Genomic DNA, 26999 nt, shown 5'->3' with positions numbered 1-26999 from the left:
GGTGGGGACCGTTGGTCAGACGCGGGCGACGAAGTTGCCGAGCACGTTGTGCAGCAGCCGGGAAACGTTGTTGTCGTAGCCGTTCCACGGCAGGCAGCCGGTGAAGCAGATCGAGCCGACGGAGAAAACCGCGCCGCCGCCGGGGCGCTCGACGAGCACCAGGTCGGAGCGGACGAGGTCGGACTCGCTGCCGCCGAGCCCGGGGGCGAGCATCAGTACGTCCTCGACGGCGAGCTGGTAGAAATCGCTGTGCCGCTGGGAAGTGGCCAGCACGGCCGTGTTCGGCGGGCTGCCCAGGGCGAAGTCGCAGCGGTCGAGTTCGTCGCCGCTCGCGCCGTTCATGATCAGACCGAAGTCACCGATGAGGTTCTCGTCGATGCCTTCGAAAACCCAGGCCCATTCGGGCTCGTAGGACAGCGGGGTGCGCTCGAACGCCGGGGCCTTCTCGTCCCAGCCCTGGCTGCACATCCCGACGCCGGCCAGCTTGTTGGGCGAGCGGCCGCGCCAGCGCCACAGCCCGCCGGGCTCGCCGGTGGTCGAGTGCCGGCCCTCCCCCGGCTGGATCTCCCACGTGCGGATCCCACCCGAGCGGCGGACCTCCAGCACACCCGGCTGCGCGGGATCCTGCGAGGTGACCCAGTAGAAACCGTTGCCGCCCAGGTACATCAGGCAGCCGCCGGTGTCGACGTGGCGCTGCAGCGCGTCGAGCATCGCGCCGCTGTGGTACTCGGGGTGCGAGCCGGTGAGCACCACCTGGTAGCCGTCCAGCGCGTGCTCGGGGTCGGCGTGCAGGTCGTGGTCGCTGAGCACGTCGTGCTCGATGTCGCCGTGCACGAGCCAGTGCTCGAGGTAGAGGTCGGCGCCCAGGCTGCGCGGCGCGTTCTGCAGCCACATGCGGTAGTCCGGGCGCAGGTTGAGGATCGGCCGCAACGCGCTCGTGTAGCAGATGCCGGAGCCGTCGCTGTGCAGGTCGTAGAGGCTGGAGCCGAACTCCGGGTGCTCGGCGAGCGCGACGTCGTGCGCTCCCGGCGTGATCGGGTGGTCGGTGATGCCGGCGGCCTCGTAGTCGAGCCGGTGCTGGAGGCGTTCGTTGGCGTAGGCGAGGTAGGTGAACGTCGGGATCAGGTAGGCGACCTTCGCCCGGGGCGCGCCGCTCGCCGGCGCCACCACGACCGGGATGTGGTCGGTCTCGTCGCCGTCCCGGGTGGTTCCGCGCAACCGCACGGCGTAGATGCCGCTCGGCAGATCGGCCGGCAGGTCCACGCGAGCCGTCTCGGGCCAGCCGGCGTCGATCAGGTCGTCGTCGTGGAAGTGGATCGCGGCGTACTGCTCCGGCGCGGCGGTGCAGTCCTGCACCTCGCCGGTCCAGGTGTGCCCCGTCATCGCGCGGGCCGGTTTGTTCACCAGCCGCCCGTGCCGGCCGCGGCCGGAGGCGTCCTCGGCGGTGTCGGTGGCGAACCCGCGCTCGAAGGCCCACTCGGCGAGCAGGTCGGCGCCGGAGGACACCACCGGACGTTCGACCTTGCCGTTGAACACGGCGCCGGGGAAGGACCGGGTGCCCTCCACCGGGCAGCGCAGCGCGGCGACCACCACGCCGCTCGCGACCCTCAGGTCCACTTCGGACTCGCCGCTCACACGGACCGGCGTGTCGTCGCCGGGAAACGGTTCGAGCGGCACGATTTCCAGGGCCACGCCGCCGACGCCGAGGTCGGCCTGCACGCGGTACCAGCGCCGGTTCGCCAACGGCCGGTCGGCTTCGAGCAGCACCGCGCCGTCACCGCTGGACAACCGGACGCGGCCGGTCTCGCCCAGCGTCACCGCGACGACCGGCTCACCGCGGTCGTCCACCACGCTCAGCACACCCTGTTCGCGGCCGACGTCCACAGTGGTCGGCCAGATCACCGCACCGAGGCTCAGCCGGGTGGTGCCCGCCGGCACGACGTCGTCGGCGCGCAGGCAGGAACCCACCGGTGTGACCTGCTCGGTCCCGACCACGACCTGGCTGGGGACGGAAGCCACGTCGGTGCTGAGGAAGCCGGGGCCGAGCGGGTTCGTGTCGCCGTGCAGGAGCCGCACGAGGTCGACCGTGACCTGCCCGCCGTCACCGCTGATCCGGACCGGGAGCGAGTCTCCCGGTCGGGCGGAAAGCCGGTCCAGGTAGCCGATCAACCTCATGAACACTCTCCGCCCATCCGGCCTGTGCCCGAACTTCCACAACTACCTCGGGCATGTGCTGCGATTTCTGGCTGATGGGACCGTACATGTGACCGAACTTCCACGCAATACCTCAACTTTACGAGGAGGTTTCCGCGCATCACGTTCTCGTCACGGCGGCGTCGGGGTCAGGCCGGCCAAGGGATCTCCACGCCGTGCAGTGCCAGCAGGGCGTTCCAGCGGGCGGCTGCCAGGTCGGGCCGCTCCAGCGCCCCGGCCGCGTCGGCGAGGGCGAGGGTCCTCGACAGGTGCGGAAGGCTACGGGCGGAGCGCAGGCCGTGGAGCATCGAGAACGACCGCTGGTGACCGTTGAGCCACGACAGAAAGGCGATGCCGGTCTTGTAGTGGTAGGTCGGTGCGGAGAAGAGGTACCGGGACAACGGAACCGTCGGCTCCATCAGCGCCCGATACCGATCCGGTCGCGCGGAGTCCAGTGCTGCGAGCGCAGCCGCGGCGATCGGCGCGAAGGCCGAGAACGCGCCGAGCAGCGCGTCGGAGTGGTGCGTGCCGTCGCCCTCGATCACGTCCGCGTAGTGGAAGTCGTCGCCGGTGAACATGCGGACGCCGGCGGGCAGCCGCGCGCGCAGGCTCCGCTCGCGGTCGGCGTCGAGCAGGCTCAGCTTGATGCCGGTGACCTTCTCCCGGTGCTCGGTGATGATCCGGACGACCGTGTCGGCGGCCGTGTCCAGGTCCGGGGAGCCGAAGTAACCCTCGAGGTTCGGGTCGAACGCGGGCCCGAGCCAATGCAGGACGACGGGCGCCGCGGCTCGCCCGAGCACCTCGCCGAGGACGTGCTCGTAGTCGGCGGCGGTCCTGGCCGCCCGGGCGAAGTGGCGGCCGGCCATCAGGACCGCGGCCACGCCGTGGTCCTCGGCGTGGTGGAGCTGCCACAGGTAGGCCTCGACGATCTCGGGCAGCGACACGGACTCGTGCTCGAGGTGATCGGTGCCCACGCCCACCAGCAGCCGGCCGCCGACGGACCGGGCCTCGGCCGCGCTGCGGGTGACGAGTTCCCGCGTGCCCACCGGGTCGAGCCCCATGTTGCGCTGCGCGGTGTCCATCGCGTCCGCCACGCCCAGCCCGCTTGCCCAGAGGTGGTGGCGGATCGCCAGCGTCGTGTCCCAGTCGATGTCCGCGGGGGCGCCCGGGGTGTTGTCGCCCGAGACGATCGGGACCACATGCGGTGCCGCGTGAGCGATCCGCGATCGGCTGCGCAGCGGCGGCTCGGGCACATGGGGCTCACCCAGGTCCAGACGCGACACTTCGCCGCCGGAGCCGAGCAGGGTAACGGTGTTCACGGACAGGCGCGTCGAACAGCAGCGGCGAGAGCGTGTACGAAGCGACTTGCAGGAACGCGATCGGCACCATCAGCACCAGGTAGCCCACGACGACGAGACCGAAGCTGCCCCGCCCCATCAGCACCAGCGCCGGGAACACGAGCACCGCGTACCCCGGGATGCCGATCACGGCCACGGGCAGCGCCCCGATCCGGTCGGTCAGCCGGCCGGTGAACGGCATGAGGGCCACGGCGAACACGGTGACGGCCGTGGTCAGCCAGTACACCGATTGCTTGCCGTAGTGGAGGTTGTTGACCAGGTAGATCGTGATGTAGGTGAGGCTGATGTACGCCCCGCCCTGCACGGCGATACCGAGGCCGATGCCGTTGAGCAGTGCGCGCGGGTACTTGCGGATCACCTGCACGATCGGCACGCCGGCGTGTTCGTGCGCGCCCGCCGCCGGTTCCTCGACCGGCACCGAGCGCCGGGCCAGGAAGCACACGATGGTCAGCGGAAGTCCGAGCAGGAACGGAATCCGCCGGCCCCACGTGGACATCTGCTGTCGCCGACCGCGAACGCCGCCACGGCGAACCCGGCGTTGGTACCCATCGGCGTGAAGGCGGACCACTTGCCCTTGCGCCCCGGCGGAGCGGCTTCCGAGATGATCGTGGCCGCTCCCCCGACCTCGCCGCCGGCGAAGAAGCCCTGGGCGCACCGGACGAGGACGAGCAGCAGCGTTGCCGCGACCCCGGCGGCGGCGAACGTGGGCAGGAGCCCGACCGCGGTGTTGGCCAGCCCGATGCCGACCACCGTCACCAGCAGGGCGGTGCGCCGGCCGAACCGGTCACCGACGTGACCGAACGCGATGCCACCCAGCGGGCGGATGACGTAGGCCAAGGCGAACACGGCGAGGGTCGACAGCAACCCCGCCGTCGGGTCACTTCCGGGGAAGAAGATCGGCGCGATCACGACGGCGAGATAGCCGTACAGCGCGAAGTCGTAGTATTCGATCAAGGTTCCGATGCCGCCGGCGAGGGCGACTCGGCGCACCGAGGACGTTCTGTCCTCGACGCGGACGGGTGCGGTGCTGGACAACGTTGTCCCTTTCGGCCGGGAGGCGGGGCGGGGCGGGGCCTCAGCTGGGGCGGTTCAGAGCATGACTCCGCCCCCGTTGGGGGACAGGGTCTGCCCGGTGAAGAACGACGCCTCCTGCGAGAGGAGGTAGGCGACAGCGCTGCTGACCTCGTCCGGCTCGCCGAACCGGCGCATGACCGGCGCGCGACGTCCGGTCGAGCAGCCGCGCCCCCACGATCCGCTCGGCTTCCTTGACGAGGCGGGTGAGGGACGACTGGGAGACGAACAGGTGCCGCGCGGCCGTCGTGAAACTGCCGCACCGGGCGGCCTCGCGGACGGCTCACATGTGCCACAGGGTGAGTTCGGCGGCCGGCATCAGATCTGGCCGAGCAGGATTTGCTCGCCGCGCCGGTGAACGAGTACGAGGAGACGGTCTTCGTCTCCTCGTACTCGTTCACCGGGGACCCGCTCAAGGTCGACGATCCGCACTGACCGCCGCCCGTGTCCTCCCCGGCAGCGTGCCGACCGTGTTCCGCCAGGCGGGAACGGGCCGGATGGGTACGCTTCAGGCACACGTCGGAGGAGGATGCGATTCGCATGGGTGACGGGCAGGCGCCCCGAACGGCCGGGCAGCAGGACACGCTCGGTGCCGAGTGGGAGAAGCATCGGCCCGCGGTGTTCGGGGTGGCCTACCGGCTGCTGGGGAGCGTGGCCGACGCCGAGGACGTGGCCCAGGACGTGTGGCTGCGGGCGGCCGGAGCGAACCTGGAGGAGGTCGACGACCTGCGCGCCTGGTTGGTCACGGTCGCCGCGCGGCGCTCGTACGACATCCTCAAGAGCGCGCGGTCACGCCGGGAGTCCTACGTCGGGCCGTGGCTGCCGGAGCCGTTGCTGACGGGGCCGGACGCCTCGGAGCCGGTGCTCGTCGACGAGTCCGTGAGCGCGGCGATGCTGCTGATCATGGAGGAGCTGAGCCCGCCGGAGCGGGTCGCCTTCGTGCTGCACGACGTGTTCGAGCTCGCGTTCGGCCGGATCGCCGAGGTGCTGGACGTCGCCGTGCCCGCCGCCCGCCAGCTCGCCTCGCGCGCGCGACGACGGGTGGCCCAGGCGAAGGAGTCCGCTCCACCGGCGCCGAAGGCGGAACGCGAACGGCTGCTGGCGACCTTCCGCGCCGCGTACGAGTCCGGTGATCTCACCGGGCTCGTCCGGCTCCTGCACCCGGACGCCGTCTACGTCACCGACGGCGGCGGCAAGGTCTCCGCGGCGCGCAAGGTCATCCACGGTGGGCGGCGCGTGGCCGAGGTGATGGTGCGGGTGTCGCACCTGTGGCGCCCGGACCGCATCGAGTTCGCCGAGGTCGGCGGCGAGCTCGCCCTCGTGTGCCACCGCGAGGGCCGCGTCTACTCCGTCGACACGGTGCAGATCACCGACGGGCTGATCTCCGCGTACCGCCGGGTGGTCAACCCGGACAAACTTTCCCACGTCTGAGCGGTCACACCCGGCCGCGCTGTCTCGTCTCCCTGGGGAACCGAGCCCGACGGCCTGGTGCAAGCGAGGCCACCGAACGAAACGAAGGAACACGTGACGAACACGCAGCGCGTCCGCATCGACAAGCAGCACCCGGCCGCCTACAAGACCCTCATCGCCTTGTCGACCGAGGTCGAGAACAGCGCCGTCGCGGCGGGCCTCGACCCGCTCCTGCTCGAGCTGCTGAAGATGCGCACCTCGCAGATCAACGGCTGTGCGTTCTGCCTGCGCATGCACACCGGTGACGCCCTCAAGAAGGGTGAGAACCCCGACCGCATCGCCGTGCTGCCCGCGTGGGAGGAGACCGGGTACTTCTCCGCCACGGAACGCGCCGCGCTGCGCCTGACCGAGGCGATCGCGCAGGTGGCGGACGGCCACGTGCCCGACGAGGAGTACGAGGCCGCCGCGGCCGACCTCACCGAGGACCAGATCTCGGCGGTCGCGTGGCTCGCCGTGGTGATGAACTCCTTCAACCGCGTCGCGATCACCAGCCGGTACCACGTCGCTCCCTGATTCCGCCGCAGACGTCGGCAGCCCCGCCCCTCGCCACGGGAGGCGGGGCTTCCGGCGGTCGGCTCCGAGGCGTCCTTTGCGGACCGTCGAACGGGAATGACGGGCCGAGCCGGCCTTCATCGGGCGGACGCCAGGAGCTCGGCGGCGGCCGCCGCGGCCCGCCGGGTCGCGGTGCGCACGTCGAGCGTGCGGTGCTCGCGCGACATCATCTCCACACCCCACGGACCCGTGAAACCGAGGCGCCGCAGCGACTTCACGAAGGAAGCGACGTCGAAGTCCCCCTCGCCGCAGTAGAGCCGGTTGTCGAAGGTGTCCTCGAACAGGGTTCCGGTCACCTCGCGGTACCCGTCGTCGAGCTCGACGGCGAAGACGTACTCCGGCGGCAGGATTCGCTCCAGGTCCTCATAGGACATCCCGCTGCGGTGGATGTGCCAGATGTCCACGAGCAGACCCCCCGCCGGGTGTGCCACCTCGCGGACCAGCCGGGCGGCGGGCTCGATCGTGGTCATCATCGAGAAAGCCGCGGGCTCCAGGGCGATCCGCGTGCCGACTGCCGCGGCTTCGCGCGCCAGGGCGGCGAACTCCTCCCGCAGCACGTCCGGCTCGACGGTGTCCCCGGTCTGCCCGGCGCCGGCCTTGATGTGCGAAGCGCCCAAGACCTCGGCCGCGTGCAGGAGATCGGCGCGCACCACGTCCGACCGCCAGCGCCGCTCGCCCGAGCACCACCAGTCGTCGAGGTATTCCACCTCGACGGTCGTGATGCCGTGCCGCTCGAACTCCCCGGCGAGAGCGGGAAAGCCGATGCCGTCGCGCACCGCGACGAGGTCGGTGCGCGTGATCCCGAACCCGGCGAACCCCGCCCCGGCGGCGGCCGCGACCCGGTCGCGGACGTCGAACGGGCTCAGGTCGCCGTTGCGCAGCGGCATCACATCACCCGCCGAGGTCCAGCACGTGCTCAGCAGAGCATCGGGGTTCGGCATGGCGGGAGATCCCCTTCAGTCAGTGGCCACGGCCTCCCGAGCGGGGTCGAGCTTGTCGATCAGGCGCTCCATCACGTTGCGGATGTGGGTGTCGACGGCTTCACCCATCGCCCGCGTGTCGCCCGCTTCCATGGCCTCGAGGATCGCCCGGTGCTCCTTGTAGGCCAGCTCCGTGTGCTCGTGGAACTGGCCGGCCCAATTGATGGTGCGCTGGATGTGCCCGCGCAACCGGTGGATGTGGTTGATGAGCAACGGGTTTCCGCAGTTGAGCACGAACAGGTCGTGGAAGTCGAAGTCGGCGATGTTGAACGGTTCGAGGTCACCGTGGCCGATCGCGTCGCCGATCCGGTCCATGCGTTCGCGCATGGCGGCCAGGTCATCGGCCGGGATCCGGGTGGCCGTCTCGGCCGCGGCCACCTCGAGCGCCCGGCGCACCGTGTAAACCTGCCTGAGCAATTCCACCGACAGCGCCGGAACCGTGAACCCGCGCGGTCCCGAGACGTCCAGCAGACCCTCGTCCTGCAACCGGCGGATCGCCTCCCGCAACGGGGAACGGCTGATGGAAAATCGCCGGGCGAGATCGTTTTCACTGAGCACGGAACCGGGTTCGAGCTCACCGGACACTACCCAGCGCTTCAACGTGGCGTACGTCTGATCCGCCAGTGAAGGCGCCCGCTTCGGCGCGTTCTCGTCGACGCGCATCGAATCCCACTGCACTGTCGGCTCACTCATGTGCACCCTCCCGTCCACCCCCAGGTATCACCGGCGTCGCCGCAGTTTCGGGGCGAGTACACCGAGCACACCTGTCAGGTGCATTGACACCTTCCGGGTACGACTCTAGCGTAATTGGTCGACAGGCGACAGGCGCCCGTCGCCACGGCTGCCAGACGCTCTCGGTAACCGGTCGAAAGTCGATCGGAGTGGCGCGGAAACCTCTCGGCAAAGGAGACCGGATGCGAACCCTTCGTTCCCTCGCGGCGACGGTGCTGAGCGTTCTGGCCGTCGCTGCCGGTCTGGTCGCGTGCGACGGCGCCACCGGCGGCTCCTCCGGTGGCTCGTCCGGCGTCACGGTCGGCTACTCGACCTACACGCTGTCGAACCCGTTCTTCGCCGGAATGCAGATGGGCCTGGAAGCCGGGACGAAAAAGCACCGGTACGAGCTCGTCACCACCAACTCCAACGGCGACGCCGCGCAGCAGGTCGCCGACATCCAGAACCTGATCAGCCGGGGCGTGGACTACATCCTCCTCACGCCGGCCGACGGCAAGGCCATCGCACCGGCCGTGGCAGCGGCGAACGCCGCGAAGGTGCCGGTCATCTCCATCGCCGACAGCGTGATCCCGCCGATCACCGCGACGATCACCATCGACGACGTCAAGGCCGGCCGCGACGCGGTCGACAAGATCGCCGCGGAGCTGACTGCCCACAAGGGCTCGGCGACCGGAGCGGTCGTCGACATCCAGGGCATCCTCGGCACGCCGTCCGCAACGCGGCGCGAACAAGGGTTCCGGCAGCAGCTGGCCCGCTACCCCGGCCTGCGGGTGGCGGCGGCTCAGGACGGCGGGTACGACACCGCCAAGTCCAACGCGCTGATGGTGGACATCCTCCAGGCGAACCCGCAGATCGACGCGGTGTTCGCGGCCAACGACGCCGAGGCCGTCGGGGCGTCGGCGGCGATCAAGGCACAGGGCCGGTTCAAGCCGGTCGGCGACCCCGGGCACATCGTCGTGATCGGTGTGGACGGCTCCAAGCCGGCCATCGCGGACGTGCGCGCCGGCGTGCAGGACGCCAGCATCAGCCAGAACCCGATCAAGATGATGGAACGGGCCGTGGACACCGTTGCCGACCTCGAGGCGCACAAGACCGTGCCGAAGCAGATCGACTGGCCCTCGGCGACGATCACCCAGGAGAACATCGGCTCGCCCGAGATCAAGAGCTACGGGATCTGGGCCGATGAGGTCTGACGACGCCGTGGCGGTGGAGTTCCGCGGCGTGTCGAAGTCCTACCCCGGCATCCGGGCTCTGCACGAGGTGTCCTTGAAGCTGGCGCCGGGCACCGTCACCGCGCTCGCCGGCGAGAACGGGGCGGGCAAGTCCACCATCATCAAGCTCCTGTCCGGGGCGGAGAAGGCGGATTCGGGACAGATCCTGCTCCACGGCCGGGACGTGCCCGGCTCGCCCGGCGCGGTGATCGACGCGGGCGTGAGCGTGATCTACCAGGAGCTGACCGACGTCCCGGACATGAGCCTGCTCGACAACCTCGGGCTCGGCCGCCAGCCGACGCGCCTGGGCGTGGTGCGGCGAACCGAGGCCAAACGGGCCGCCCGGGCGGCACTCGACCGCGTGGGGCTGACCGGCCTGCCGCTGGACCGGCCCGTGCGGCAGCTTTCGCTCGCCCAGCGGCAGCTCGTCGAGATCGCGCGGTGTCTCGCGCGGGACGCGAGCGTGCTGGTGTTCGACGAACCGACCTCGGCACTGTCCGAACGGGACACCCGGGCCCTGCTGGACACGATCAAGTCGTTGCGCGAGCAGGAGATCACCATCCTGTACGTCAGCCACCACCTGGATGAGCTGTTCGAGATCGCCGACACGATCGCGGTGCTGCGCGACGGTGAGCTCGTCGCCACCGGGCCGGCCGACGAGTGGGACGAGCCCGGGCTCGTGCGGGCGATGCTCGCCAAGGACATGGCCCACGCCTACCCCTGGCGGGACCGGGCCCGAGGCGCCGACCGGCTGCGGGTCCGCGATCTCGACGCGCCCGGCGTGAAACGGGCGACGTTGCGGGTGAAGTCCGGTGAAATCGTGGGCCTGGTCGGTCTCGCCGGCGCCGGGCGCACCGAACTGCTCAAGGCGGTCGCGGGCCTGTCGGCGCGCTCACGCGGGAACGTCGAAGTGGACGGCCATCCCCTTCCCGCGCGGGCACACGACGTGGTGAACCGGGGCGTGATCTACGCGCCGGAGGACCGCAAGGCCGAAGGCCTGGTCCTCGACGCGTCCGTTGTGGACAACCTGACCTACGGGGTGTACCGCTCGTTCAGCCGGATCGGCTGGGTGCGCCGCGGCCGGCAGGAACGCCTCGCCCGCGACGCCATCGCCCGATTCGACGTGAAGACCCGCGATCCCCGCCAAGCCGCCGGCAAACTTTCGGGCGGCAACCAGCAGAAGATCGTCCTCGCGCGGGCGGCCTCGCACACGCCCAAGGTGCTACTGCTCGACGACCCGACCCGCGGGGTCGACGTCGGCGCGAAGGCCGGCATCCACGAACACGTGCTGACGCTGGCCGAGTCCGGCGCCGCGGTGCTGCTGACCAGTTCCGACACCGACGAGGTCCTCGCCATGGCCGACCGCGTCTACGTCCTTCGCGCCGGGCGGGTGGTCGGCGAACTGCACCGAGCCGAATTCGACCGGGAACGCGTGCTCCGGCTGGCCGCCGCCGGCTGACTCCCCCGACTCGCCTTGTGAGAAACGGAAGGCCACCATGGTGATCACGACGGAGAAGGCGGAACAGACCCGCCGGCCCCACCCACCCCCGTCGTCCGTGCTGCGGCGGATGGCCGGGCATCCCCGGACCCCGATCATCGTCGCCCTGGTACTGGTCTGCGTGGCGATGGCGCTGCTGTCCGACAACTTCCTCGCCAGCCGCAACCTCACCAACATCCTCACCCAGTCCACGGTGGTGGGCATCGCCGCCGTCGGCGCGACGCTGGTGATCATCACCGGCGGCATCGACCTGTCGGTCGGCTCCAACATCGCACTGTCCGGCATGATCGCCGCACAGCTGGTCGACGGCGGGACGACCGGGTTCCTCGGTGTCGTGGCCTGCCTCGTGGTCGCCGCCGCGATCGGCGCGTTCAACGGGATTTCCGTGGCCTGGCTGCGGTTGGCACCGTTCATCGTGACCCTCGCCGTGCTCGGGATGGCCCGGGGGCTGACCTTGCAGCTGAGCCAGGGCCAGACCGTGTACGGGCTGCCCGAGGGGCTCACCTGGCTGGGGGGCGGCATGGTCGGCGCGGTTCCCGTCCCGGTGTTCCTGCTCGCCGGGATGTTCCTGCTCGGGCACCTCGTCCTGTCGCGCACCGCCCTCGGGCACCAGATCTACGCGGTCGGCGGCAACCGCCAGGCCGCACGGCTGAGCGGGATCCCCGACAAGCGGGTGCTCCTGTACGCCTACCTGATCGCCGGCGTGTGCGCGGGGCTCGCCGCGCTGGTGCTGGTGGGCCGGCTCGGGGCCGCCACGCCCATCGCGGGCACCGGCCTGGAGCTGCAGGTGATCGCCGCGGTGGTGATCGGCGGCACGAGTCTTTTCGGTGGCAAGGGCAGCATGGTCGGCACGCTCATCGGGGTCCTGCTCATCGGGGTCATCAACAACGGGCTGACGCTGCTCGACGTGAGCCCGTTCTGGGTGCAGTTCATCCAAGGCGCGCTGATCCTCGTCGCCGTGCTGCTGGACGCGTTCAACCAGCGCCGGCTCTCGGTCGCCCAGGCCTGATCCCCACCACGTCCACGGCAGGAGGTCTTCGTGAACCCCCCTTTTGATCACCGGCAGCTCGACGAACTCATGGAGCAGTCCGGGCTCGACGCGCTGCTGGTGACCTCGAAGCACAACGTGCAGTACCTGCTGGGCGGGCACCGGTTCTTCTTCTTCGACTACATGGACGCCATCGGGGTCAGCCGCTATCTCCCGGTCCTGGTGTACGTGCGCGGCAAGGTCGACGCGACCTGCTACATCGGCAACCCGATGGAATCGTGGCAGCTGGAGAACGACCCGGTGTGGGTGTCCGATGTGGACACCAGCACCTGGCGCGCCCAGGACGCCATCGAGGTCGGCATCGCCCACCTGCGCCAGGTGCTGCCCGGGCCGGCCGTGGTCGGCATCGAGGGGTCGTTCCTGCCGGTGGAGGCCTACCAGCGGCTGGCGGTCGAACCAGCACTGACGTTGCGCGACGGCCAGTTCGTGCTGGAACGCCTCCGCGCGGTGAAACGGCTCGACGAGCTGAAGCTGCTCGAAGAAGCCTCCGGCGCCATCGTGGACTCGATGCGGGCGACCTTCGACGCGCACGGGGCGGGATCCACGAAACACGAGATCGTGCAAACCCTGCGCCAGGAACAGACGCGCCTCGGCATGACCTTCGAGTACTGCCTGGTCAGTATGGGCGCCAGCCACAACCGCGCGCCGTCGAAGGCGCGCTGGGCTCCCGGTGAGGTGCTGTGCCTGGACTCCGGCGGCAACGTCGGCGGCTACATCGGCGACCTCGCCCGCATGGCGGTGCTCGGCGAACCCGACGCCGAACTGCAGGACCTGCTGGCGGAGGTCGAAGCGATCCAGCTGGCCGCGCGGCAACCGATCGCGGACGGCGTGGTGGGGCAGGCGATCTTCGACCGGGCGACCGAGGTGCTGGCCACGAGCCCCCACCATGCCGTGACCACCTTCGTCGCCCACGGCATGGGACTGATCAGCCACGAGGCACCACGGCTCACCTCGACCGGGCCGGTGCCGTACCCCAACTACGACGGTCCTCGCGCACTGGCGGCCGGGATGGTCCTCTCGCTCGAAACGACGATGCTGCACCCCCGGCGCGGGTTCATCAAGCTCGAGGACACCGTGACCGTCACCGCCGACGGGCACCGCGCGTTCGGCGACCGCGCGCGCGGCTGGAACGTCGTGGACCTCGCCGCCACCCGCATCTGACGGCGGCCGACCCGACCAGCGGAGGAGCGACCATGACCGACCCCCTGCCCGACACGATGCCCGCCGTGATCTTCCGGGGCGAGGGAGTGCTGTCGCTGGAGCAGCACGCGGTCCCCGTGCTCACCGAGCCCGACGACATCATCATCAAGGTCGGCGCCGTCGGCATCTGCGGGTCGGACCTGCACGCCCTGCACACACCGCCGACCCACCCCGGGCTGCCCGGCGTGGTCTTCGGGCACGAGTTCTGCGGCGAGATCGCCGCGGCCGGCCCGCTGGCCCGCGGGCTGTCGGTGGGCGATCGCGTGGCGGTGGACCAGAACCCGCCGTGCGGGCGCTGCGGGCCGTGCCGGGACGGGCACGGCAACTTCTGCGAGCCGTTGTTCGACAACCCGCACCTCGACATCCCTTGGCCGAACACCCCGGGCTTCTTCTGGGACGGCGGGATGGCCGCCTACGTCAAGGTGCCCTCGTACTTCGCCTACCCCGTGAGCGCCGACGTGCCCTACGAGCACCTCGTGCTCGCCGAACCGCTCGGCTGTGTCCTCAATGGAATCACCAAGGCCGGCGTCGTGGTCGGCGACCGCGCGGTCGTGCTGGGCGGCGGGCCGATGGGCCTGCTCACCGTGATCGCGCTCAAGCACTTCGGAGTGGAGCAGGTCATCCTGGTCGAACCGGCCGTGAACCGTGCCCAGGTCGCGAAACAGGCCGGTGCGGATCTGGTGCTCGACCCGACCGAGGTCGACGTACGGGAAGAAGTGGCGGCCGCCACCGCCGGCCGCGGCGCGACGCTCGTGGTCGAGGCCGTCGGGTCGCAACTCGACACCGCGATCGACGTCGCGGCCGACCAAGCGCGAATCGTCGTCATGGGCATCGACAGCAGCTACCGCGCGAACCTGTCCGCCATGACCGTGACGATCAAGGAGCTGCGCATCCTCGGCACGTTCCTCATGCGCTACACCATGCGCGAGTCCCTGGACCTCATCCAGAGCGGCAAGCTCCCGCTCGAGCGGGTGGTGAGCCACGTGCTCCCGCTGGCGGACATCCACAAGGGCATCTCGCTGGCGCGGGCGGGCGAGGGCCTGAAGATCGTCTTCAAACCGTAGCGGCGCGGGTCGCCGCAGCTCAAGAAAACTCGCCTCCGGTTGACCACTGCTCGTCGGCGTCATCCAGATCGAAACCTTCGGCGCACCGCGCGATGTCGACGTCCATCGCCGCGACCGACGGCGTCGAGGTGTTGTTCCTCGGCCCGGTGGACGCCAACCTCGGCTTCCCCCAGAACGGCCGGCAGCCGGTCGCTTTCTGCGAACGATTGCAGTAGCGTCGGCGCCGGTCCGCCGCCGGTCGGCGCGGTGGCCGGGTGCGGCGAGGAGGACGAGTGCGAGCGTTGCGGATCTCGACGTGGGGCGGCGCCCTCGAACCGGGCGTGCTCGATGAACCCGAACCGTCACGGGGCGAGGTGCTCGTGCGGGTCGAGGCGTGCGGCATCGGGGTGACGGTGCTGCAGTGCGTGAACGGACAGCTCGGCGCCGACGAGACGCACCTGCCCCGCGTGCCCGGGCACGAGCTGGTGGGAATCGTCGAAGCCGTGGGCCCCGGCGCCGACCCGGCGCTGGTGGGCCGGCGGGTGATGGCGTACTTCTACCTCGTGTGCGGGGTGTGCCCCGAATGCCTGGCCGGGCGGGACTCCACGTGCGTGAACTTCGGCGGCAACGTCGGCGTCGCGATCGACGGCGGGTACGCGGAGTACGCGGTGCTGCCGGTGCTCAACGCGGTCGAGGTCCCCGCCGAGGTGGACGCGGTGGCCGCGACGACGATCGCCGACGCCATCGCGACCCCGGTGCACATCGCGCGCCGCGCGGAGCTGGGGCCTCGCACGCGGGTCGCGGTGCTCGCGGCCGGCGGTGGGGTCGGGCTGCACATGGTCCAGGTGGCGCGGGCGTACGGGGCCGAGGTGGTGGGGCTGGACGTGGTGGCGGAGAAGCTCGAGTTCCTCGAGAGCGAGCTGGGGGTACCCGCGGTCGACTCGTCCGACTTCGGCGCCGTCGCGCTGCCGCCCTCCTGGGGCGGGCAGGCCGACGTGGTGATCGACCTCTACGGCCGGGCGCCCGCCCAGCGCTGGGCGCTCGACCACCTGGCGAAGAACGGATCGCTGATGTGCCTGACCTCGATGCGCGACGAGGACTTCACGGTCTCGTCGCGCGAGCTCGTCCTGTCCCAGCTCGCCGTGCTCGGCTGCCGGTACGCGTCGCGGGCCGAGGTCGGGCTGGCCGCCGCACTGGTCACCTCCGGCCGGGTCCGGCCCCTGGTCAGCGAGGTGGTCGGACCGGACGAGGTGCCCGCCGTGCACGAGCGGATCCGGTCGGGGTCCTTCTTCGGGCGGGCCGCGCTGGTGTGGTGACCGATTCGGTCGCGGCGAGCCAGACCGGCAGTAGACGACCGGTCGTACACTTTAGGCATGGGCAGGACCAGTGACGCCAAGGAGCGGATCCTCGCGGCCGGGCGGGGGCTCGTCGAGCAACGGGGGTACGCCGCGCTGGGCGTGGCCGAGATCTGCAAGACGGCGGGTGTGCCCAAAGGGAGTTTCTACTACTTCTTCGAGTCGAAGGAAGCCCTCGCCCTCGCGGTGATCGCCGAGGAGTGGCGCGAGCAGGAGCAGGCGTGGGCCGGCGCGTTGACCGGGCCGGGTGCGCCGTTGCCGAAGCTGCGCAAGCTGTTCGAGGCCACGGCGGCGGCGCAGCGCGCGAGCCAGGCCACGTGCGGCACGGTGTCGGGCTGCCTGTTCGGCAACCTGAGCCTGGAGCTGAGCAACCAGACCGAATCGATTCGCCTGGCACTGCAGGAGATCTTCGCGAAGCAGGCCAGCATGGTGCAGGCCGTGATCGAGGACGCGATCGCACGGGGCGACGCGCTCGTCACGGATGCCGCCGAGGCCGCGCGGGCCGTCGTCGCGCAGCTGGAGGGCCAGGTGCTGCTCGCGAAGCTCTACAACGACACCGGCCACCTCGACGCGATGTGGCCGAACTGCCTCGCGCTCGTCGGCGCGGGTGTCGCCGACGCCGCGGCCGCGCTCCCGAAGTGACGGGAGTGGACTGTCCGATTCGGACAGTCCACTCCCGTCCGACCTAGTGGGTCTCCTCGATGCGCGACACGTGGTAGTGGCTGATCAACCAGCCGGCGTCCGGCTGCCGGTCCAGGATCACCGTGAGGTGGAACCGCCACGCCGCACCGTCGGGCCGGGTGAACACCGGATCGACGTAGGCCGACAGCACCCCGTCGGCCAGCGGGCGGAGTTCCTTGATCTCGTACCGGACCTTCAGCCCGATCGGCTGCTCGGCGTAGTAGTCCTCGACGCCCTTGCGGCCGACCGAATAGCCGGGATGCGCGCCCTGGAAAAGGGCGTCTTCGGTGAAGTACGCCGCGACGTCCGCGGGGCGGTGCTCGTCGACCGCGCGCTGCCAACCGTCGAGGACCGTGGTGACGATGCCGGTGAAGTCCATGGCCGATCTCCTGTCAGAAGCCGTCAGTGACCGGCGCTCTGGCCGCCGTTGACGTTGAGGATCTCGCCTGTGACGAACGGTGCGTTCTCCAGGTACAGCACACCGTCGACGATGTCGCTGATCTCGCCCATCCGGTTCACCGGGTGCAGGCCCGCGCGCTCGGCGTAGGTCTCGGGCGGGTTGAGCGCGGTCCTGTGGATGCCCGGCGCGACCGCGTTCACCCGGATCCCCCGGCCGGCGTACTCGATCGCGAGCGACTTCGTGACCGCCTGCAGACCACCCTTGGTCAGCATCGCCACCGACGCCGGGACGTTCGAGTTCGGGTGGTCCACCAGGCTCGTGGTGATCTGCACGAGGTGCCCGCTCCCCTGGGCCAGCATCTGCGGCACGGCGACGTGCGTGATGTGGAACCAGCCCGCCAGGTTCACCGACACCAGACGCTCGAAGTCAGCGAATGTGAAGTCGGTGAACGGCTTCGCGTCGAACACACCCGCGTTGTTGACCAGCGTGTCGACGCGGCCGAAGCGCTCGATCGCTGTGTCGATCACCCGCTGCGCCGTCGCCGGGTCGGTGAGGTCCCCGGCCACGTTCACCAGGTCCGCGTCACCGGACTCCGCCGGCACCGAGCGCGCCGTCGCCACCACGGACCAGCCCAGCTTGCGGTACCCCGCGACGATCCCCGCACCGAAACCCTGCGAAGCGCCCGTGACCACGGCAACCTTCTGACCAGTGCTCATCTTCATTTCTTCCTTTGGTAGTAGACCGGTTGTCTAGGTCCAGGTCTACTCACGCCCGAGCGCCGGTGCCAGGAGACTCGGCGTCCCAGCTGGGAGGCGGAACCTCCTACGCGCCGGGAGCGTGCGGATCGCCCGACGGCAACCAGGTGCCCGCTCCGAACACCGGCAGATCGACGCCAGTTGTGAGCGCGTCGACCACGGCGTGGACCGACGCTCGCGTGTCGTCCCGGCGGGTGACGAGCGACCACGTCCACACGGGAACGGGGTCGACGATCGGGCGGCGCACCAGGTCCGAGGGCAGGACCGCGGTCTGCCCCTTGGGCGAGTTGACCACCGGCCGGCCCAGCCGACGGACGTGCTCGAAGAACGCGGGGCCGGTGATGCCGTTGTCGTCCGTTCGGACCACCGACGCCCCGGTGGCCCGGGCGAACTGGCCGGCGAACAGGTTCCACGACGACCAGCTCACGGTGTCGGAGTCCACCAGCACGGTCGTGTCCTTCGCCGCCACCGGCGCCGGGTCGGTGCCCGTGCCCACGGCGTACAGCTCGTCGGCGCCCACCAGCCGCGCGGCCAGGTCCTGGGCGGCCAGGTCGGGCGTCTGCACCCAGCACACGGCCACGTCGATGCTGCCGTCGGTGACCCGGCCGGCCTGCGCGTGCGAGGGCAGCACCCACGCGTCGACCTGCACGCGCGCGACGCCCGCCGTCCGTTCGGCGACGGCCGCCGGCAACCAGTTCACGTACCCGAGCCGCACGACCTCGGTGGCCGTGAGACCCGCGGCCCGCAGGCGCAGGTCTTCGGCCGCTTCCAGGACCGCGCGCGCTCCCGGCAGCAACGCCTCGCCGGACGCGGTGAGCGCGACCGAGCGCCGGTCACGGTCGAACAACCGCACCCCGAGGTCCCGCTCGAGCGCCTTGATCTGCTGCGACAGCGATGGTCCGGCGATGTGCAGCCGCTCCGCCGCCCGTCCGAAGTTCATCTCCTCGGCGACGGCCACGAAGTACCGCAGCTGGCGAAGTTCCACCAGCGCATCGTATTCGCCACCCACCGGCGGCGCGTCACCACGACCCGAGCACCCCTTCGGCCGACGCGGCTCGGCCCAGCAGCTCCGATGCGCGCGACAGGCGCCACCTTGGCCGGGCACGTACCGTCTCCGGCCTTTCCTCCCTCGGCGACCAGCACCATCCACTTCGGACAGTTGCTTCGAGACACCTCCGCCGGGTCCGCGAGGACCCGAAGTCGGCCGGCCGCCGGCGGTGGTCGCGCTCGGTGACTGCCCGATTTACCCGAATGGCCGCCTTACGAAGACGGGCGCGCTCGGCCATCATGGGAGCCGCTTCGAGGGGGACAAAACCATGGCCACCTGGTGGATCGACTACAGCAGCAGCAAACTGCCCGCCGCCGACATCCTGGCCGCGCCCGTCGGCCCGAGTGGCGAGCACGCGACCGGGGTGATCCGGTACATCGACGCGCCGGAACGGCTCGCGACCAAACACACGAGCCCCGCCGAGTACAGCGACCACCGCGCCGCGGGTCTCGGTGTCGCGATGTACTTCGAGGTCGGGACGAACGATCCGCTGGGCGGGTTCGCGCGCGGTCAGGAGTACGCGCGGCGCGCTCTCGCCGGTGCGAACCTGCTCGGGTTCCCCGGCGTCATCTTCTTCTGCGCGGACCGCTGGTTCATCGAGCCCGGGTCCCCGGCCATCACCCCGGCGTTGTGGCGGTCCTACCTCGACGGCGCAGCCTCGGTCCTCGGCCGCGCCCGCACCGGGGCGTACGGCTTCTCCGACGCCATGGACGCCGCGGTGGGCCACGCCGACTACTTCGTCCAGGCCGGTCGTGCGTCCGAGGTCCGCGACTTCGTGCACGGCTGGCAGGACAACAACGTCCAGCCGCGCGTCGGCGGCATCACCACCGATCGGGTGCTGATTCGGCGGCCGATCCCCTTCGACCCCGCACACCCCGGCGCGCCCGGCGCCCGCGACGACGAGGAGTGGACCATGCAGCTGGCATCCGGAACGAACCGCAGCCTGTCGTTCGACATCCCGGCCGGCGCCACCCGGATCCGGGTCAACTGCCCCGTCGACTTCCTGGTCGTCCACGGCATCTGGCAGGCCGGGGAAGCCCTGCCCGCCGGCACCGAATTCGACTACAAGTGGAGCTACGAGGCGGATTTCCGCGTCGACCGCCTCCGGCCGTGGAAGATCTCCGTGGCCGCGGGTGCGACGCAGGGGTCGATCATCTACACGTACTCCCCCGGCCACCCGGAGCGAACCGCGTCGCTGTCGTTCCGCTGAGCCGCGCTCGCCTCACCCCTGCCGGGCGAGGCGAGGCGGTGGCCGCCGCCGTGACGATGGTGGGCAGGGAGGCCATCGGCGCGCGCGAGGAGGCGACATGAGCGGACACTCGGTGCGGCGGGCCGCCGCGGCCATCGTGGCGCTGCTCGGCGTGCTCACCGTCGTCCTCGCTTGCACGAACGACCAAAGTGGACAGCCGCCCGCCTCGGCGCCGGCCTCGCCGAGCACACCGAGCACCACCACGAGCGCGCTGCGGACCGAGTGCTCGGCCGTCGCCACGGCGGCCAAGAACCTCGCGACGGAGACCGCCTCGCTCGTCGCCGGACAGGCGAGCCGCGACGACGTGACCACCGCCGCCCGCGACCTGCGCGCCTCCCTCGACGCGGCCCGCGACGTCCTCGGCCCCGAAGCGCGCTCCGACCTCGATGTGGCCGGCACGTCGCTGCAGCAACTGCAGGACGTGCTCACGACCCAACCCCTCGACGTCACGGCGCTACGCACGGCCGCCACGCAGGTGGCCACCTCGGCCGGCGCCGTGGTGTCCGTATGCGGCGGCACGAGCACCCCGGCCACACCAGCAACGACCTAGCCACCGACGCACCACGGCCGACACGCGAGCACCCGATCCCGAGTCCACCGGATCACCTGCCGCCGGCAAAACCCCCCACCCCACCAAACCCGCGGCCGACAACCCCAACCCGAGTGACGCCCAGCCCTACCCCCGCACCTCGATCCCCGCCCTTCTTCACGATTTTGGCCCTGTGTCAAGGCGTCTTTCCAGCCTTGACACAGGGCCAAAATCGTAGAAACAATCAAAAATCGGGGTGCTCACTCACCCTCCACCTCAGCGCACTCCACCTCAGCGCACTCCCATTTCAGCACACTCCCATTTCAGCGCACTCACTCACCCACAACACCCACCGCACACACCCCACCCACCCACCACGGCTGACTCCCCGCCGCAACCAGCACCACCCCAACCGCCGGCTCCCAACGCCCACACCACCGTCCACAGTAGATCCTTCCCACCCGACCAGAACCCCTGCACCCACGTCACCCGACCACCAACCCGGCCTCACCCGACCACAAACCCGGCCTCACCGAGCAACCGGCCCGACAACATCCACAGCCGCCGCGCCTTCTCCGGATCCAGTGCGAAGTCCGCGACACCACGCCGCACACCCTCGGTGTGGCGCACGGCCTCCCGACAGTCCTCGAAGTACTTCCCGGTGACACCCTCAACCAGCGGCGACGCGGCGAGCAGCACCGAGGTGGCCGCGCCCTGCGGAATGTCCTTCACCGACACGCCGGTCGCCCCGGAGGGATCGAACGCGGCAGGCGGGTTCGCCAGGTGCCGGCTGAGGTTCGTCGACCGGATGCGGCCCGGGTTGAGCGCGTTCACCGCGATCCCGTCGCCCGCCCACCGCCGGGCCGCCTCCACGGCGAAGAGCACGTTGGCCGTCTTCGACTGGCTGTAGGCCGCCCATGGGTCGTACGGCGTGTGGGTGAAGGAGACGTCGTCGAAGCGCACCTCGCCGTTGACGTGCCCGACCGAGCTGACCACCACCACCCGCGCGCGCTCCGCCGCCGCGAGCGCGCCGTGCAGGCCGGTGGCGAGCTGGAAGTGGCCGAGGTGGTTGGTGGCGAACTGGAGCTCCCAGCCCTGCGCGGTGCGCCGCTCGGGTGTCGCCATCACCCCGGCGTTGGCCACCATGACGTGCAGCGGCCCTTCCCAGGCCGTGGTGAACCCGGCGACCGAGGCCGGGTCGGCCAGGTCGAGCGCAGCCACGCGCACGGCCGCGTTGCCCGTGCTCGCCACGATCCGCGCCGCCGCTCGTTCCCCCGCCGCGAGGTCGCGCACGGCCAGCGTGACCTCCGCCCCCACCGAGGCCAGGGCCCGGGCCGTCTCCTCCCCGATCCCCGACGCCGCCCCGGTCACGACGGCGCGCCGGCCGCTCAGGTCGACGCCGGCGACGACCTCGGCCGCCGTGGACGTCGCGCCGAAGGGCGTGGTCACCCGATGCGTCATGGTGCTGTCCTCTCTGCGCTCCGCTAGGCTTCCTATGTGGAGCCGGTTCCACTTAACACTATAACCGGATGCGGGTCCACTTAGCGAGCGCTGCTTTGAGGACACGCTTCGAGAAAGGGAGTGGCGTGACGAACACCGGACGGTCGCTGCGGGCCGACGCGCGGGAGAACCAGGACCGCATCCTCGAGGCCGCGGCGCGCGCGTTTTCCCGCCAGGGTGCGGACACCTCGCTCAAGGCCATCGCCAAGGAGGCCGGCGTGGGCATAGCCACGCTGTACCGGCGGTTCCCCGCGCGGGAGGACCTCGTGGAGGCGACCTACCGCAGCGAGACCGAACGCCTGGCCGCCTCGGCGGCGGAGCTGCTCGCCGAGCAGGCGCCGGACGCCGCCCTGCGCGCGTGGATGGACCGGTTCGTGGACTACATGCTCACCAAGAACGGCATGGCCGAGGCGCTGCCCGGCATCCTCGCGGCCCGCGAAGGGCTGCGCGCGCACAGCCGTGACCTGCTGCGCGCGGCGATCGACCGCATGCTGACCGCGGCGGCCGAGGCCGGCACCCTGCGCGCCGACGTGCCGGCCGACGACGTGATGATGGCGATCGGCGGCGTCACGCTCATCGCGGGCCACGAAGACCAGCGCGAGCTCGCGTCCCGCCTGCTGGACCTCGTCGTGGCCGGTCTCCGGCCGCACTGACCCGATCGTGCCGACGGCCCAGCAGTTCTCTCACGTCCCCGGCCAGGAGCGCTTCGTCCGCACCGATTTTCCCCATGTCGGCGCGGATTTCCCGGGCCACGGCACCATTGCGGCGGCCGGGGCGTGCTGAAATCGTTGCGCGGAAAGGCCCCATGCAAACCCCGCGGCAGCGCGTAAGGTGCTAAGGATCCGCCCCTGCCCCCGGCGGCTACCAGCGGAGTGAGGGGCCGCCGTGGACTCCATCGATCTGACGGGCATTGCCGAACCGCACCTGAGCACCGTCGCCGCCATCGTCGGCTACGTGCGCCAGGGCCGGTTCACCGAGGCCGAGGCGCAGCGCATGATCGACCGCGTCCGCGTGCGCCCGGGCGCGGACGGTCCACAGGGGACGGACGAGCCCGCTGCGCGGCGGGAATCACCGGCGGAGCACCGGAACCCGTGACCGGTCAGCCCCGGGCGTCCGCGATCAGGAACTCGTAGTGGCCTTCGGTGTCCTCGCGCACGTCGAGGACCTTCTCCGTGAGCCCTTCCCGGTCCGCGCGGGAGAGGAACAGCTGCGAACCGTCGCACACGACGACGTCGTCGCCGGTGCCGGGGCACGGCGCCGCCTCGACCTCGACCGCGGCGCCCTCGCAGGGCGGCCCGTCGAGGACCAGGCGGAAGCCCCCGCGCCGGGTGACGTGGTGGGCCTCGGTGAGTCGGTCGATCGCCGCACTCGCCGATCGGGTCATGGTGAGCATGGTCGTGCCTTTCTCGGGTCGGTTTGCCTCAGGACCGCGTTCTGCGGTCCGTTTCGCTCGTCCATTCCTGCTGCCAACGCCTGAGCCGCCGGCGGTCCAGCCCGAAGACCAGCGCCGCGTAGGTCAGGCCGAGCACTGCGCAGAACCCGGCCCACGCACCGAATCCCATCATCGCGCCCTCGACCGAGGCCGTGCGCGGGTCGAGTGGTGGTGGCACGGGTTCCCCGGCCCGGTCGAGCCACACCACGACGGTGTCCCCCGCCTGGGTCAGCGGGTCGACGTCGACCTTCTCGACGCGGAAGCCGCCGCCGGGCAGGCGCCACCGGACCTCACGCGGCTGGGGCCCGGCCGGCACACCGTCGGGACCGACGGCCTGCTGCACCGGCCCGTCGGCGAGCTGGACCGCGGTCACGGGATGGCGGCTCGCCGCTTGCTCGGCGGCCTCGACCGCGCGCCGGCCCGCGGTGTCCGAACCGAGCACACCGGCCACCGGCACCGCCAGCAGCGCGAGCACCGCGAACGCGGCCACCACCACCGCCTGGAAGCGGTCCGAGGGCCGCACCACCACCGCGTGCCGCGGGACCAGCGCGTGCCACATCCGTGCGAACCAGTCGCCCGAGCGCCTCACGGTGCTCGCCCCCCGACCGGAACCGGCCGCCGCGCCGACGCGCCGCGCGCGGCGAGCCAGATGCACACGACCCCACCGGCGAGGAACACGACACCCACCACGACCAGCAGCACCGACAGCCGGCCGATCGCCGGCACGGTCGCCCCGGCCTCGGCGTCCACGGCGACGCCGCGCGAGCCGTCGGAGTTCATCACCACCACGGTCCAGTCACCGTCGCGGACCGGCCACGCGACCGACTGCGTGCCGGGGCCCGACGCCTGGTCGGTCCAGATCCCCGCCTGCTGCGGCGGGGTGGCGAGCGCACCACCCGGGTACTCGACGTCGACCGAACGGCGGTCGCCGAAGTCGGTGACGGTCGTGTGCTCCACCCCGGCGAGGTACGCGGCCGCGCTCACCGCCGGCGCGATGCCGACGAACACCGCCCGCGCGGGATCGACGGCGGTCGCGCGGATCCGGGTGTCCCCGACGATCCCGGCGAGGTCGGGACCACCGGTGCCCAGGCCGTGCAGCTGTACCGGGTCGCTCGCGAGCGCGTAACCCGCGGTGTCGAACGGGGCCGAGCCGGAGACGTAGCCGTCGGCGTCGCGCTGGGTGCGGTCGGCCCACATCAGCGCGCCGCCGCCCGAGAGGAGCCCGGTCGAGATCAGCACGAGCACCGCGCCGCACACCGCAGCCGCGATGCGCGCACCGGTCCAGCCGGTGCGCGGCGCGCTCGGGGGCGGGGTGAACGGCTCGGCCGGCGCTTCGCCCGTCGCCCCGGTCGGCGGCGGGTTCGACGGCCCCGGTGCCGGCCCACCCGGTTCGCTGCCGCCCAGGTCGAGCCGGAACGGCGGGTACCGGTCGGTCAGCAGCGACACGTAGGCGGCCACCCGCAGCACCCAGCGGTCGAGCCCGAGCACGAAGTCGAACAGCGGACGCGGGTATTTTCCCGTGAACAGCAACACGATCGCGGCGATCAGCACCAGGATCCCGATGAGCCCGCCGGCCGCCCACGTGAAGTCGTAGCGGCCCTGGCGGGCGAACAGCCACGTGCCGCCGCCCACGAACAGCGCCACGATGATCAGCTGCGGCAACGCGAGCAGCCACCACTTCACCAGCACGAGCCCGCGCGAGAGCCGCTGCGGGTACTCGACCAGCAACCGGGCCGGGTACTCGGGTACGTCCCCGAACGTGAACGGCGGGTACCGGTCCGTGCCGAGCGCCGCGGAAGAGTAGTACTGCACCCGGAAACTCCACCGCAGCACGCCGACGGTGAACTCGAACAACGACCGCGGATAGCGGCCCGTCACGAGGATCGCGAAGAACGCCGCGATCCCCACGAACGGGTAAGCGAACCACAGCACCGCCAGCACGAGGTGGTGCGGCAGCGCCAGCAACCACTTCACCAGCCACAACCAGCGCGACAACGGCTCGTCCAGCCGGGCCTCGACGCGGACGGGATAGGGCGCGGTCACGGTCGCACCTCCTTCACCTCGGCCACGGGCACCGTCCACACGAGACGGCTGCCGCCGGATGCCGGGCGCTCCACGAGGAAAGTCCCACCGGATTCCGTGGCGCGCTGCTCGAGGTAGCGCAGCCCGCGGCGGGCCACCCCGGGCGGCAGGCCGACACCGGTGTCGGAGACCTCGACGACGAGGGTGTCGCCGACAGTCACGGTGAGGGCGAGCTCAGTGGCACGGGCGTGCCGAAGTACGTTGCTCACGGCTTCGCGCACCACGGCTTCCGCGTGTTCGGCGAGGTGTGGCGGCACCCGCTCCAACGGACCGGACATCCGCACGGTGGTGCGGATCGCGGAGTCGCCCGTGGTCTCGGTGACGGCGTGCTGCAGGGCGGCGCGCAGCCCGCGGCGGCGGCCCGGGGCGGTGTGCAGCGCGAAGATCGCGCTGCGGATCTCCTCGATGACCTCCTGCAGCTGGTCGACATGGCGGCCCAGCCGCGTCGCGACGGCCGGGCTGCCGGCGCGGCGCACGGTGTCGCGCATCTGCAGACCGACGGCGAACAGCCGCTGCACCACGTGGTCGTGCAGATCACGCGCGATGCGGTCGCGATCGGTCACCACGTCGAGCTCGCGGCGGGCGGCCTGGCTCGCGGCGTCGCGCAGCGCGAGCGAGGCCTGGTCGGCGAACGCGGACACGATCTGCAGTTCCTGCTCGGCGAAGCGCGCGGCACCGGGCGCGCGCACGGCCAGCAGCACCCCGGCCGTCGGCTCCCCCGAGCGCAGTAGCACCACGAGCGCGGGCCCGAGATCCACGCGCGGCCCGTCGGCCAGGTCCACCGCGAGCCCGGACACGCTGCGCGGCACGTGGTCGCGCAGCACGGCGCCGGACGTCGACCCGGCGACGGGGATCCGGCGGCCGGTCAGGGCGTCGGCGTCGGGGCCGGCGCAGACCGTGATCACGAGCGAGTCCTCGGTGTCGGGCACGGCGATCAGCGCGTCGACAGCACCGGTGAGGCCGGCGACGCGGCTCGCGATGAGGCCCAGCACCTCGCCGGCCTCGGTCCCGCCGAGCAGCGCGGCGGAGATCTCCCCCGTGGCCTCCAGCCACCGCTGGCGGTTGCGGGTTTCCTCGTACAGGCGCGCGTTGTCCACGGCGATGCCCGCCGCCGCGGCCAGCGCGGTAAGCGCTTGCTCGTCGTCGCCGGTGAAGCCCGGACCGGTGCGCTTGCCGGTGAGGTAGAGGCGCCCCAGCAGTTTCCCGCGGGCGCGCAGCGCGACGGCGAGAGACGAACGGCCGGCCGCGGGCGCCGGGTCGAGGTGATCCAGCTCGGTGACGACGAAGCGGGTCGTGGTTCCGTCGGCGTCGAGCAACGCGAGTGCGCCGTAGCGGGCGTCGACGAGATCGGCGGCGGTCGCCACGACCCGGCGCAGAGTGCCGTCCAGTTCGAGTCCCGACGACAACCCGAGCACAGCCGTGAGAAGCGCGTCCAGCCGGTCGCGGTCCCCGGCCGGAGCGGTCGCGGAAACCCGGTCGACGTCCGGCATTCCGTCACTGTGGCACACGGATCCGGCCCTGGGGTCACCCGTGAACGGCGACCCTTGGACCCGCCACGCGGGACGTTCGGCACTAGGCCCGGCGCGGGCGCGGGCGCAGCGTGGGACCGGAC

29 protein-coding genes and 1 pseudogene are annotated in these 26999 nt (G+C 71.3%); 14 read left to right on the top strand and 16 right to left on the bottom strand.

The features are described from left to right. Positions 1-15: 15 nt before the first annotated feature. From ACWEOE_RS35850 to ACWEOE_RS35825, 6 genes and pseudogenes are all read right to left on the bottom strand, one after another. Positions 16-2175: a N,N-dimethylformamidase beta subunit family domain-containing protein gene (locus ACWEOE_RS35850; RefSeq protein ID WP_452017185.1), complete on the bottom strand. Its 2160-nt coding sequence runs from the start codon at positions 2173-2175 to the stop codon at positions 16-18. A gap of 167 nt (positions 2176-2342) precedes the next feature. Further along, on the bottom strand, positions 2343-3512 hold the full coding sequence (locus ACWEOE_RS35845) for a DUF993 family protein (protein WP_452017183.1): 1170 nt from the start codon (positions 3510-3512) through the stop codon (positions 2343-2345). Beyond that, on the bottom strand, positions 3454-4047 hold the full coding sequence (locus ACWEOE_RS35840; protein ID WP_452017181.1) for an MFS transporter: 594 nt from the start codon (positions 4045-4047) through the stop codon (positions 3454-3456). Before ACWEOE_RS35840 ends, ACWEOE_RS35845 begins: the two co-directional genes overlap by 59 nt. Then, complete coding sequence (locus ACWEOE_RS35835; protein WP_452017179.1) at positions 3999-4586, bottom strand: MFS transporter; 588 nt, start codon at positions 4584-4586, stop codon at positions 3999-4001. The genes ACWEOE_RS35840 and ACWEOE_RS35835 overlap by 49 nt, the downstream gene beginning before the upstream one ends. Before the next feature lie 54 nt (positions 4587-4640). After that, positions 4641-4760 (bottom strand): SDR family oxidoreductase, encoded by a 120-nt coding sequence (locus ACWEOE_RS35830; protein ID WP_452017177.1) that lies wholly within the window; start codon positions 4758-4760, stop codon positions 4641-4643. Between the two features lie 19 nt (positions 4761-4779). Next, positions 4780-4887, bottom strand: a pseudogene (locus ACWEOE_RS35825) (helix-turn-helix domain-containing protein); the annotation flags it as partial. Positions 4888-5162: 275 nt separating this feature from the next. On the opposite strand from ACWEOE_RS35825, the gene sigJ reads away from it, so the two are divergent. Both sigJ and ACWEOE_RS35815 read left to right on the top strand, forming a co-directional pair. Continuing rightward, positions 5163-6053: an RNA polymerase sigma factor SigJ gene (gene sigJ / locus ACWEOE_RS35820; RefSeq protein WP_452017175.1), complete on the top strand. Its 891-nt coding sequence runs from the start codon at positions 5163-5165 to the stop codon at positions 6051-6053. Positions 6054-6146: 93 nt separating this feature from the next. Then, entirely contained in the window at positions 6147-6605 is a 459-nt protein-coding gene (locus ACWEOE_RS35815) for a carboxymuconolactone decarboxylase family protein (protein ID WP_452017173.1), read from the top strand. Positions 6606-6721: 116 nt separating this feature from the next. On the opposite strand, the gene ACWEOE_RS35810 is transcribed toward ACWEOE_RS35815, so the two are convergent. Together ACWEOE_RS35810 and ACWEOE_RS35805 are read right to left on the bottom strand one after the other, a co-directional pair. Next, on the bottom strand, positions 6722-7585 hold the full coding sequence (locus ACWEOE_RS35810; protein WP_452017171.1) for a sugar phosphate isomerase/epimerase family protein: 864 nt from the start codon (positions 7583-7585) through the stop codon (positions 6722-6724). A 15-nt stretch (positions 7586-7600) separates the two neighbouring features. Further along, entirely contained in the window at positions 7601-8317 is a 717-nt protein-coding gene (locus tag ACWEOE_RS35805; protein WP_452017169.1) for a GntR family transcriptional regulator, read from the bottom strand. Positions 8318-8538: 221 nt separating this feature from the next. Here ACWEOE_RS35805 and ACWEOE_RS35800 point away from each other — a divergent pair, with 221 nt between their 5' ends. The 8 genes from ACWEOE_RS35800 (at position 8539) to ACWEOE_RS35765 (ending at position 16353) form a co-directional block, all read left to right on the top strand. Then, positions 8539-9549 carry a sugar ABC transporter substrate-binding protein gene (locus ACWEOE_RS35800; protein WP_452017167.1) on the top strand — a complete coding sequence of 337 codons (1011 nt, stop codon included), beginning with the start codon at positions 8539-8541 and terminating at the stop codon, positions 9547-9549. Beyond that, the gene (locus ACWEOE_RS35795) at positions 9539-11026 is read left to right on the top strand and encodes a sugar ABC transporter ATP-binding protein (RefSeq protein WP_452017165.1); all 1488 of its coding nucleotides are present in this window, start codon (positions 9539-9541) and stop codon (positions 11024-11026) included. The genes ACWEOE_RS35800 and ACWEOE_RS35795 overlap by 11 nt, the downstream gene beginning before the upstream one ends. A gap of 37 nt (positions 11027-11063) precedes the next feature. Beyond that, positions 11064-12074 carry an ABC transporter permease gene (locus ACWEOE_RS35790; RefSeq protein ID WP_452017163.1) on the top strand — a complete coding sequence of 337 codons (1011 nt, stop codon included), beginning with the start codon at positions 11064-11066 and terminating at the stop codon, positions 12072-12074. Positions 12075-12104: 30 nt separating this feature from the next. Next, complete coding sequence (locus tag ACWEOE_RS35785; protein WP_452017161.1) at positions 12105-13274, top strand: M24 family metallopeptidase; 1170 nt, start codon at positions 12105-12107, stop codon at positions 13272-13274. 32 nt (positions 13275-13306) lie between these two features. Further along, on the top strand, positions 13307-14377 hold the full coding sequence (locus ACWEOE_RS35780) for a zinc-dependent alcohol dehydrogenase (protein ID WP_452017159.1): 1071 nt from the start codon (positions 13307-13309) through the stop codon (positions 14375-14377). Positions 14378-14469: 92 nt separating this feature from the next. Then, a complete protein-coding gene (locus tag ACWEOE_RS35775) occupies positions 14470-14592 on the top strand; it encodes a hypothetical protein (protein ID WP_452017157.1) in 123 nt (40 codons plus the stop codon). Positions 14593-14649: 57 nt separating this feature from the next. Continuing rightward, positions 14650-15672 (top strand): alcohol dehydrogenase catalytic domain-containing protein, encoded by a 1023-nt coding sequence (locus tag ACWEOE_RS35770; RefSeq protein ID WP_452017155.1) that lies wholly within the window; start codon positions 14650-14652, stop codon positions 15670-15672. Between the two features lie 57 nt (positions 15673-15729). Then, on the top strand, positions 15730-16353 hold the full coding sequence (locus tag ACWEOE_RS35765; RefSeq protein ID WP_452017153.1) for a TetR/AcrR family transcriptional regulator: 624 nt from the start codon (positions 15730-15732) through the stop codon (positions 16351-16353). Between the two features lie 43 nt (positions 16354-16396). Here ACWEOE_RS35765 and ACWEOE_RS35760 read toward each other — a convergent pair whose 3' ends face one another. The 3 genes from ACWEOE_RS35760 to ACWEOE_RS35750 form a co-directional block, all read right to left on the bottom strand. Then, entirely contained in the window at positions 16397-16771 is a 375-nt protein-coding gene (locus ACWEOE_RS35760) for a YybH family protein (RefSeq protein ID WP_452017151.1), read from the bottom strand. A gap of 23 nt (positions 16772-16794) precedes the next feature. Then, positions 16795-17508, bottom strand: coding sequence for an SDR family NAD(P)-dependent oxidoreductase (locus ACWEOE_RS35755; RefSeq protein WP_452017149.1), 714 nt, complete (start codon positions 17506-17508; stop codon positions 16795-16797). Between the two features lie 106 nt (positions 17509-17614). Beyond that, positions 17615-18532: a LysR family transcriptional regulator gene (locus tag ACWEOE_RS35750; RefSeq protein WP_452017147.1), complete on the bottom strand. Its 918-nt coding sequence runs from the start codon at positions 18530-18532 to the stop codon at positions 17615-17617. 331 nt (positions 18533-18863) lie between these two features. On the opposite strand from ACWEOE_RS35750, the gene ACWEOE_RS35745 reads away from it, so the two are divergent. Both ACWEOE_RS35745 and ACWEOE_RS35740 read left to right on the top strand, forming a co-directional pair. Next, positions 18864-19805 carry a glycoside hydrolase domain-containing protein gene (locus tag ACWEOE_RS35745; RefSeq protein ID WP_452017145.1) on the top strand — a complete coding sequence of 314 codons (942 nt, stop codon included), beginning with the start codon at positions 18864-18866 and terminating at the stop codon, positions 19803-19805. A 97-nt stretch (positions 19806-19902) separates the two neighbouring features. Next, positions 19903-20394: a hypothetical protein gene (locus tag ACWEOE_RS35740; protein ID WP_452017143.1), complete on the top strand. Its 492-nt coding sequence runs from the start codon at positions 19903-19905 to the stop codon at positions 20392-20394. A gap of 486 nt (positions 20395-20880) precedes the next feature. Here ACWEOE_RS35740 and ACWEOE_RS35735 read toward each other — a convergent pair whose 3' ends face one another. Continuing rightward, entirely contained in the window at positions 20881-21834 is a 954-nt protein-coding gene (locus ACWEOE_RS35735) for an SDR family NAD(P)-dependent oxidoreductase (protein ID WP_452017141.1), read from the bottom strand. Between the two features lie 125 nt (positions 21835-21959). Here ACWEOE_RS35735 and ACWEOE_RS35730 point away from each other — a divergent pair, with 125 nt between their 5' ends. Then, the gene (locus tag ACWEOE_RS35730; RefSeq protein ID WP_452017139.1) at positions 21960-22526 is read left to right on the top strand and encodes a TetR/AcrR family transcriptional regulator; all 567 of its coding nucleotides are present in this window, start codon (positions 21960-21962) and stop codon (positions 22524-22526) included. A gap of 232 nt (positions 22527-22758) precedes the next feature. Then, on the top strand, positions 22759-22968 hold the full coding sequence (locus ACWEOE_RS35725) for a hypothetical protein (RefSeq protein ID WP_452017137.1): 210 nt from the start codon (positions 22759-22761) through the stop codon (positions 22966-22968). A 4-nt stretch (positions 22969-22972) separates the two neighbouring features. Here the strand turns inward: ACWEOE_RS35725 and ACWEOE_RS35720 are convergent, their stop codons facing one another. From ACWEOE_RS35720 to ACWEOE_RS35705, 4 genes are read right to left on the bottom strand one after another with little or no spacing between them, the layout of a single operon-like run. After that, the gene (locus ACWEOE_RS35720) at positions 22973-23257 is read right to left on the bottom strand and encodes an iron-sulfur cluster biosynthesis protein (RefSeq protein ID WP_452017135.1); all 285 of its coding nucleotides are present in this window, start codon (positions 23255-23257) and stop codon (positions 22973-22975) included. A gap of 37 nt (positions 23258-23294) precedes the next feature. Further along, complete coding sequence (locus ACWEOE_RS35715) at positions 23295-23894, bottom strand: Rv1733c family protein (RefSeq protein ID WP_452017133.1); 600 nt, start codon at positions 23892-23894, stop codon at positions 23295-23297. After that, positions 23891-25348: a DUF4389 domain-containing protein gene (locus ACWEOE_RS35710; protein ID WP_452017131.1), complete on the bottom strand. Its 1458-nt coding sequence runs from the start codon at positions 25346-25348 to the stop codon at positions 23891-23893. Before ACWEOE_RS35710 ends, ACWEOE_RS35715 begins: the two co-directional genes overlap by 4 nt. After that, positions 25345-26877 (bottom strand): GAF domain-containing protein, encoded by a 1533-nt coding sequence (locus ACWEOE_RS35705; RefSeq protein ID WP_452017129.1) that lies wholly within the window; start codon positions 26875-26877, stop codon positions 25345-25347. Before ACWEOE_RS35705 ends, ACWEOE_RS35710 begins: the two co-directional genes overlap by 4 nt. Positions 26878-26999: the final 122 nt, after the last annotated feature.

The sequence above is a fragment of the Amycolatopsis sp. NPDC004368 genome (assembly GCF_053602515.1).
This window is presented reverse-complemented; position numbering and strand designations above follow the sequence as displayed.

Coding starts and splice junctions, on each gene's coding strand:
- ACWEOE_RS35830 (WP_452017177.1), bottom strand. CDS start 4,760: ATGCGCCGGTTCGGCGAGCCGGACGAGGTCAGCAGCGCTGTCGCCTAC.
- ACWEOE_RS35720 (WP_452017135.1), bottom strand. CDS start 23,257: ATGACCCGATCGGCGAGTGCGGCGATCGACCGACTCACCGAGGCCCAC.
- ACWEOE_RS35775 (WP_452017157.1), top strand. CDS start 14,470: ATGTCGACGTCCATCGCCGCGACCGACGGCGTCGAGGTGTTGTTCCTC.
- ACWEOE_RS35795 (WP_452017165.1), top strand. CDS start 9,539: ATGAGGTCTGACGACGCCGTGGCGGTGGAGTTCCGCGGCGTGTCGAAG.
- ACWEOE_RS35800 (WP_452017167.1), top strand. CDS start 8,539: ATGCGAACCCTTCGTTCCCTCGCGGCGACGGTGCTGAGCGTTCTGGCC.
- ACWEOE_RS35810 (WP_452017171.1), bottom strand. CDS start 7,585: ATGCCGAACCCCGATGCTCTGCTGAGCACGTGCTGGACCTCGGCGGGT.
- ACWEOE_RS35840 (WP_452017181.1), bottom strand. CDS start 4,047: ATGTCCACGTGGGGCCGGCGGATTCCGTTCCTGCTCGGACTTCCGCTG.
- ACWEOE_RS35735 (WP_452017141.1), bottom strand. CDS start 21,834: ATGACGCATCGGGTGACCACGCCCTTCGGCGCGACGTCCACGGCGGCC.
- ACWEOE_RS35805 (WP_452017169.1), bottom strand. CDS start 8,317: ATGAGTGAGCCGACAGTGCAGTGGGATTCGATGCGCGTCGACGAGAAC.
- ACWEOE_RS35765 (WP_452017153.1), top strand. CDS start 15,730: ATGGGCAGGACCAGTGACGCCAAGGAGCGGATCCTCGCGGCCGGGCGG.
- ACWEOE_RS35745 (WP_452017145.1), top strand. CDS start 18,864: ATGGCCACCTGGTGGATCGACTACAGCAGCAGCAAACTGCCCGCCGCC.
- ACWEOE_RS35740 (WP_452017143.1), top strand. CDS start 19,903: ATGAGCGGACACTCGGTGCGGCGGGCCGCCGCGGCCATCGTGGCGCTG.
- ACWEOE_RS35790 (WP_452017163.1), top strand. CDS start 11,064: ATGGTGATCACGACGGAGAAGGCGGAACAGACCCGCCGGCCCCACCCA.
- ACWEOE_RS35755 (WP_452017149.1), bottom strand. CDS start 17,508: ATGAGCACTGGTCAGAAGGTTGCCGTGGTCACGGGCGCTTCGCAGGGT.
- ACWEOE_RS35850 (WP_452017185.1), bottom strand. CDS start 2,175: ATGAGGTTGATCGGCTACCTGGACCGGCTTTCCGCCCGACCGGGAGAC.
- ACWEOE_RS35780 (WP_452017159.1), top strand. CDS start 13,307: ATGACCGACCCCCTGCCCGACACGATGCCCGCCGTGATCTTCCGGGGC.
- sigJ (WP_452017175.1), top strand. CDS start 5,163: ATGGGTGACGGGCAGGCGCCCCGAACGGCCGGGCAGCAGGACACGCTC.
- ACWEOE_RS35705 (WP_452017129.1), bottom strand. CDS start 26,877: ATGCCGGACGTCGACCGGGTTTCCGCGACCGCTCCGGCCGGGGACCGC.
- ACWEOE_RS35760 (WP_452017151.1), bottom strand. CDS start 16,771: ATGGACTTCACCGGCATCGTCACCACGGTCCTCGACGGTTGGCAGCGC.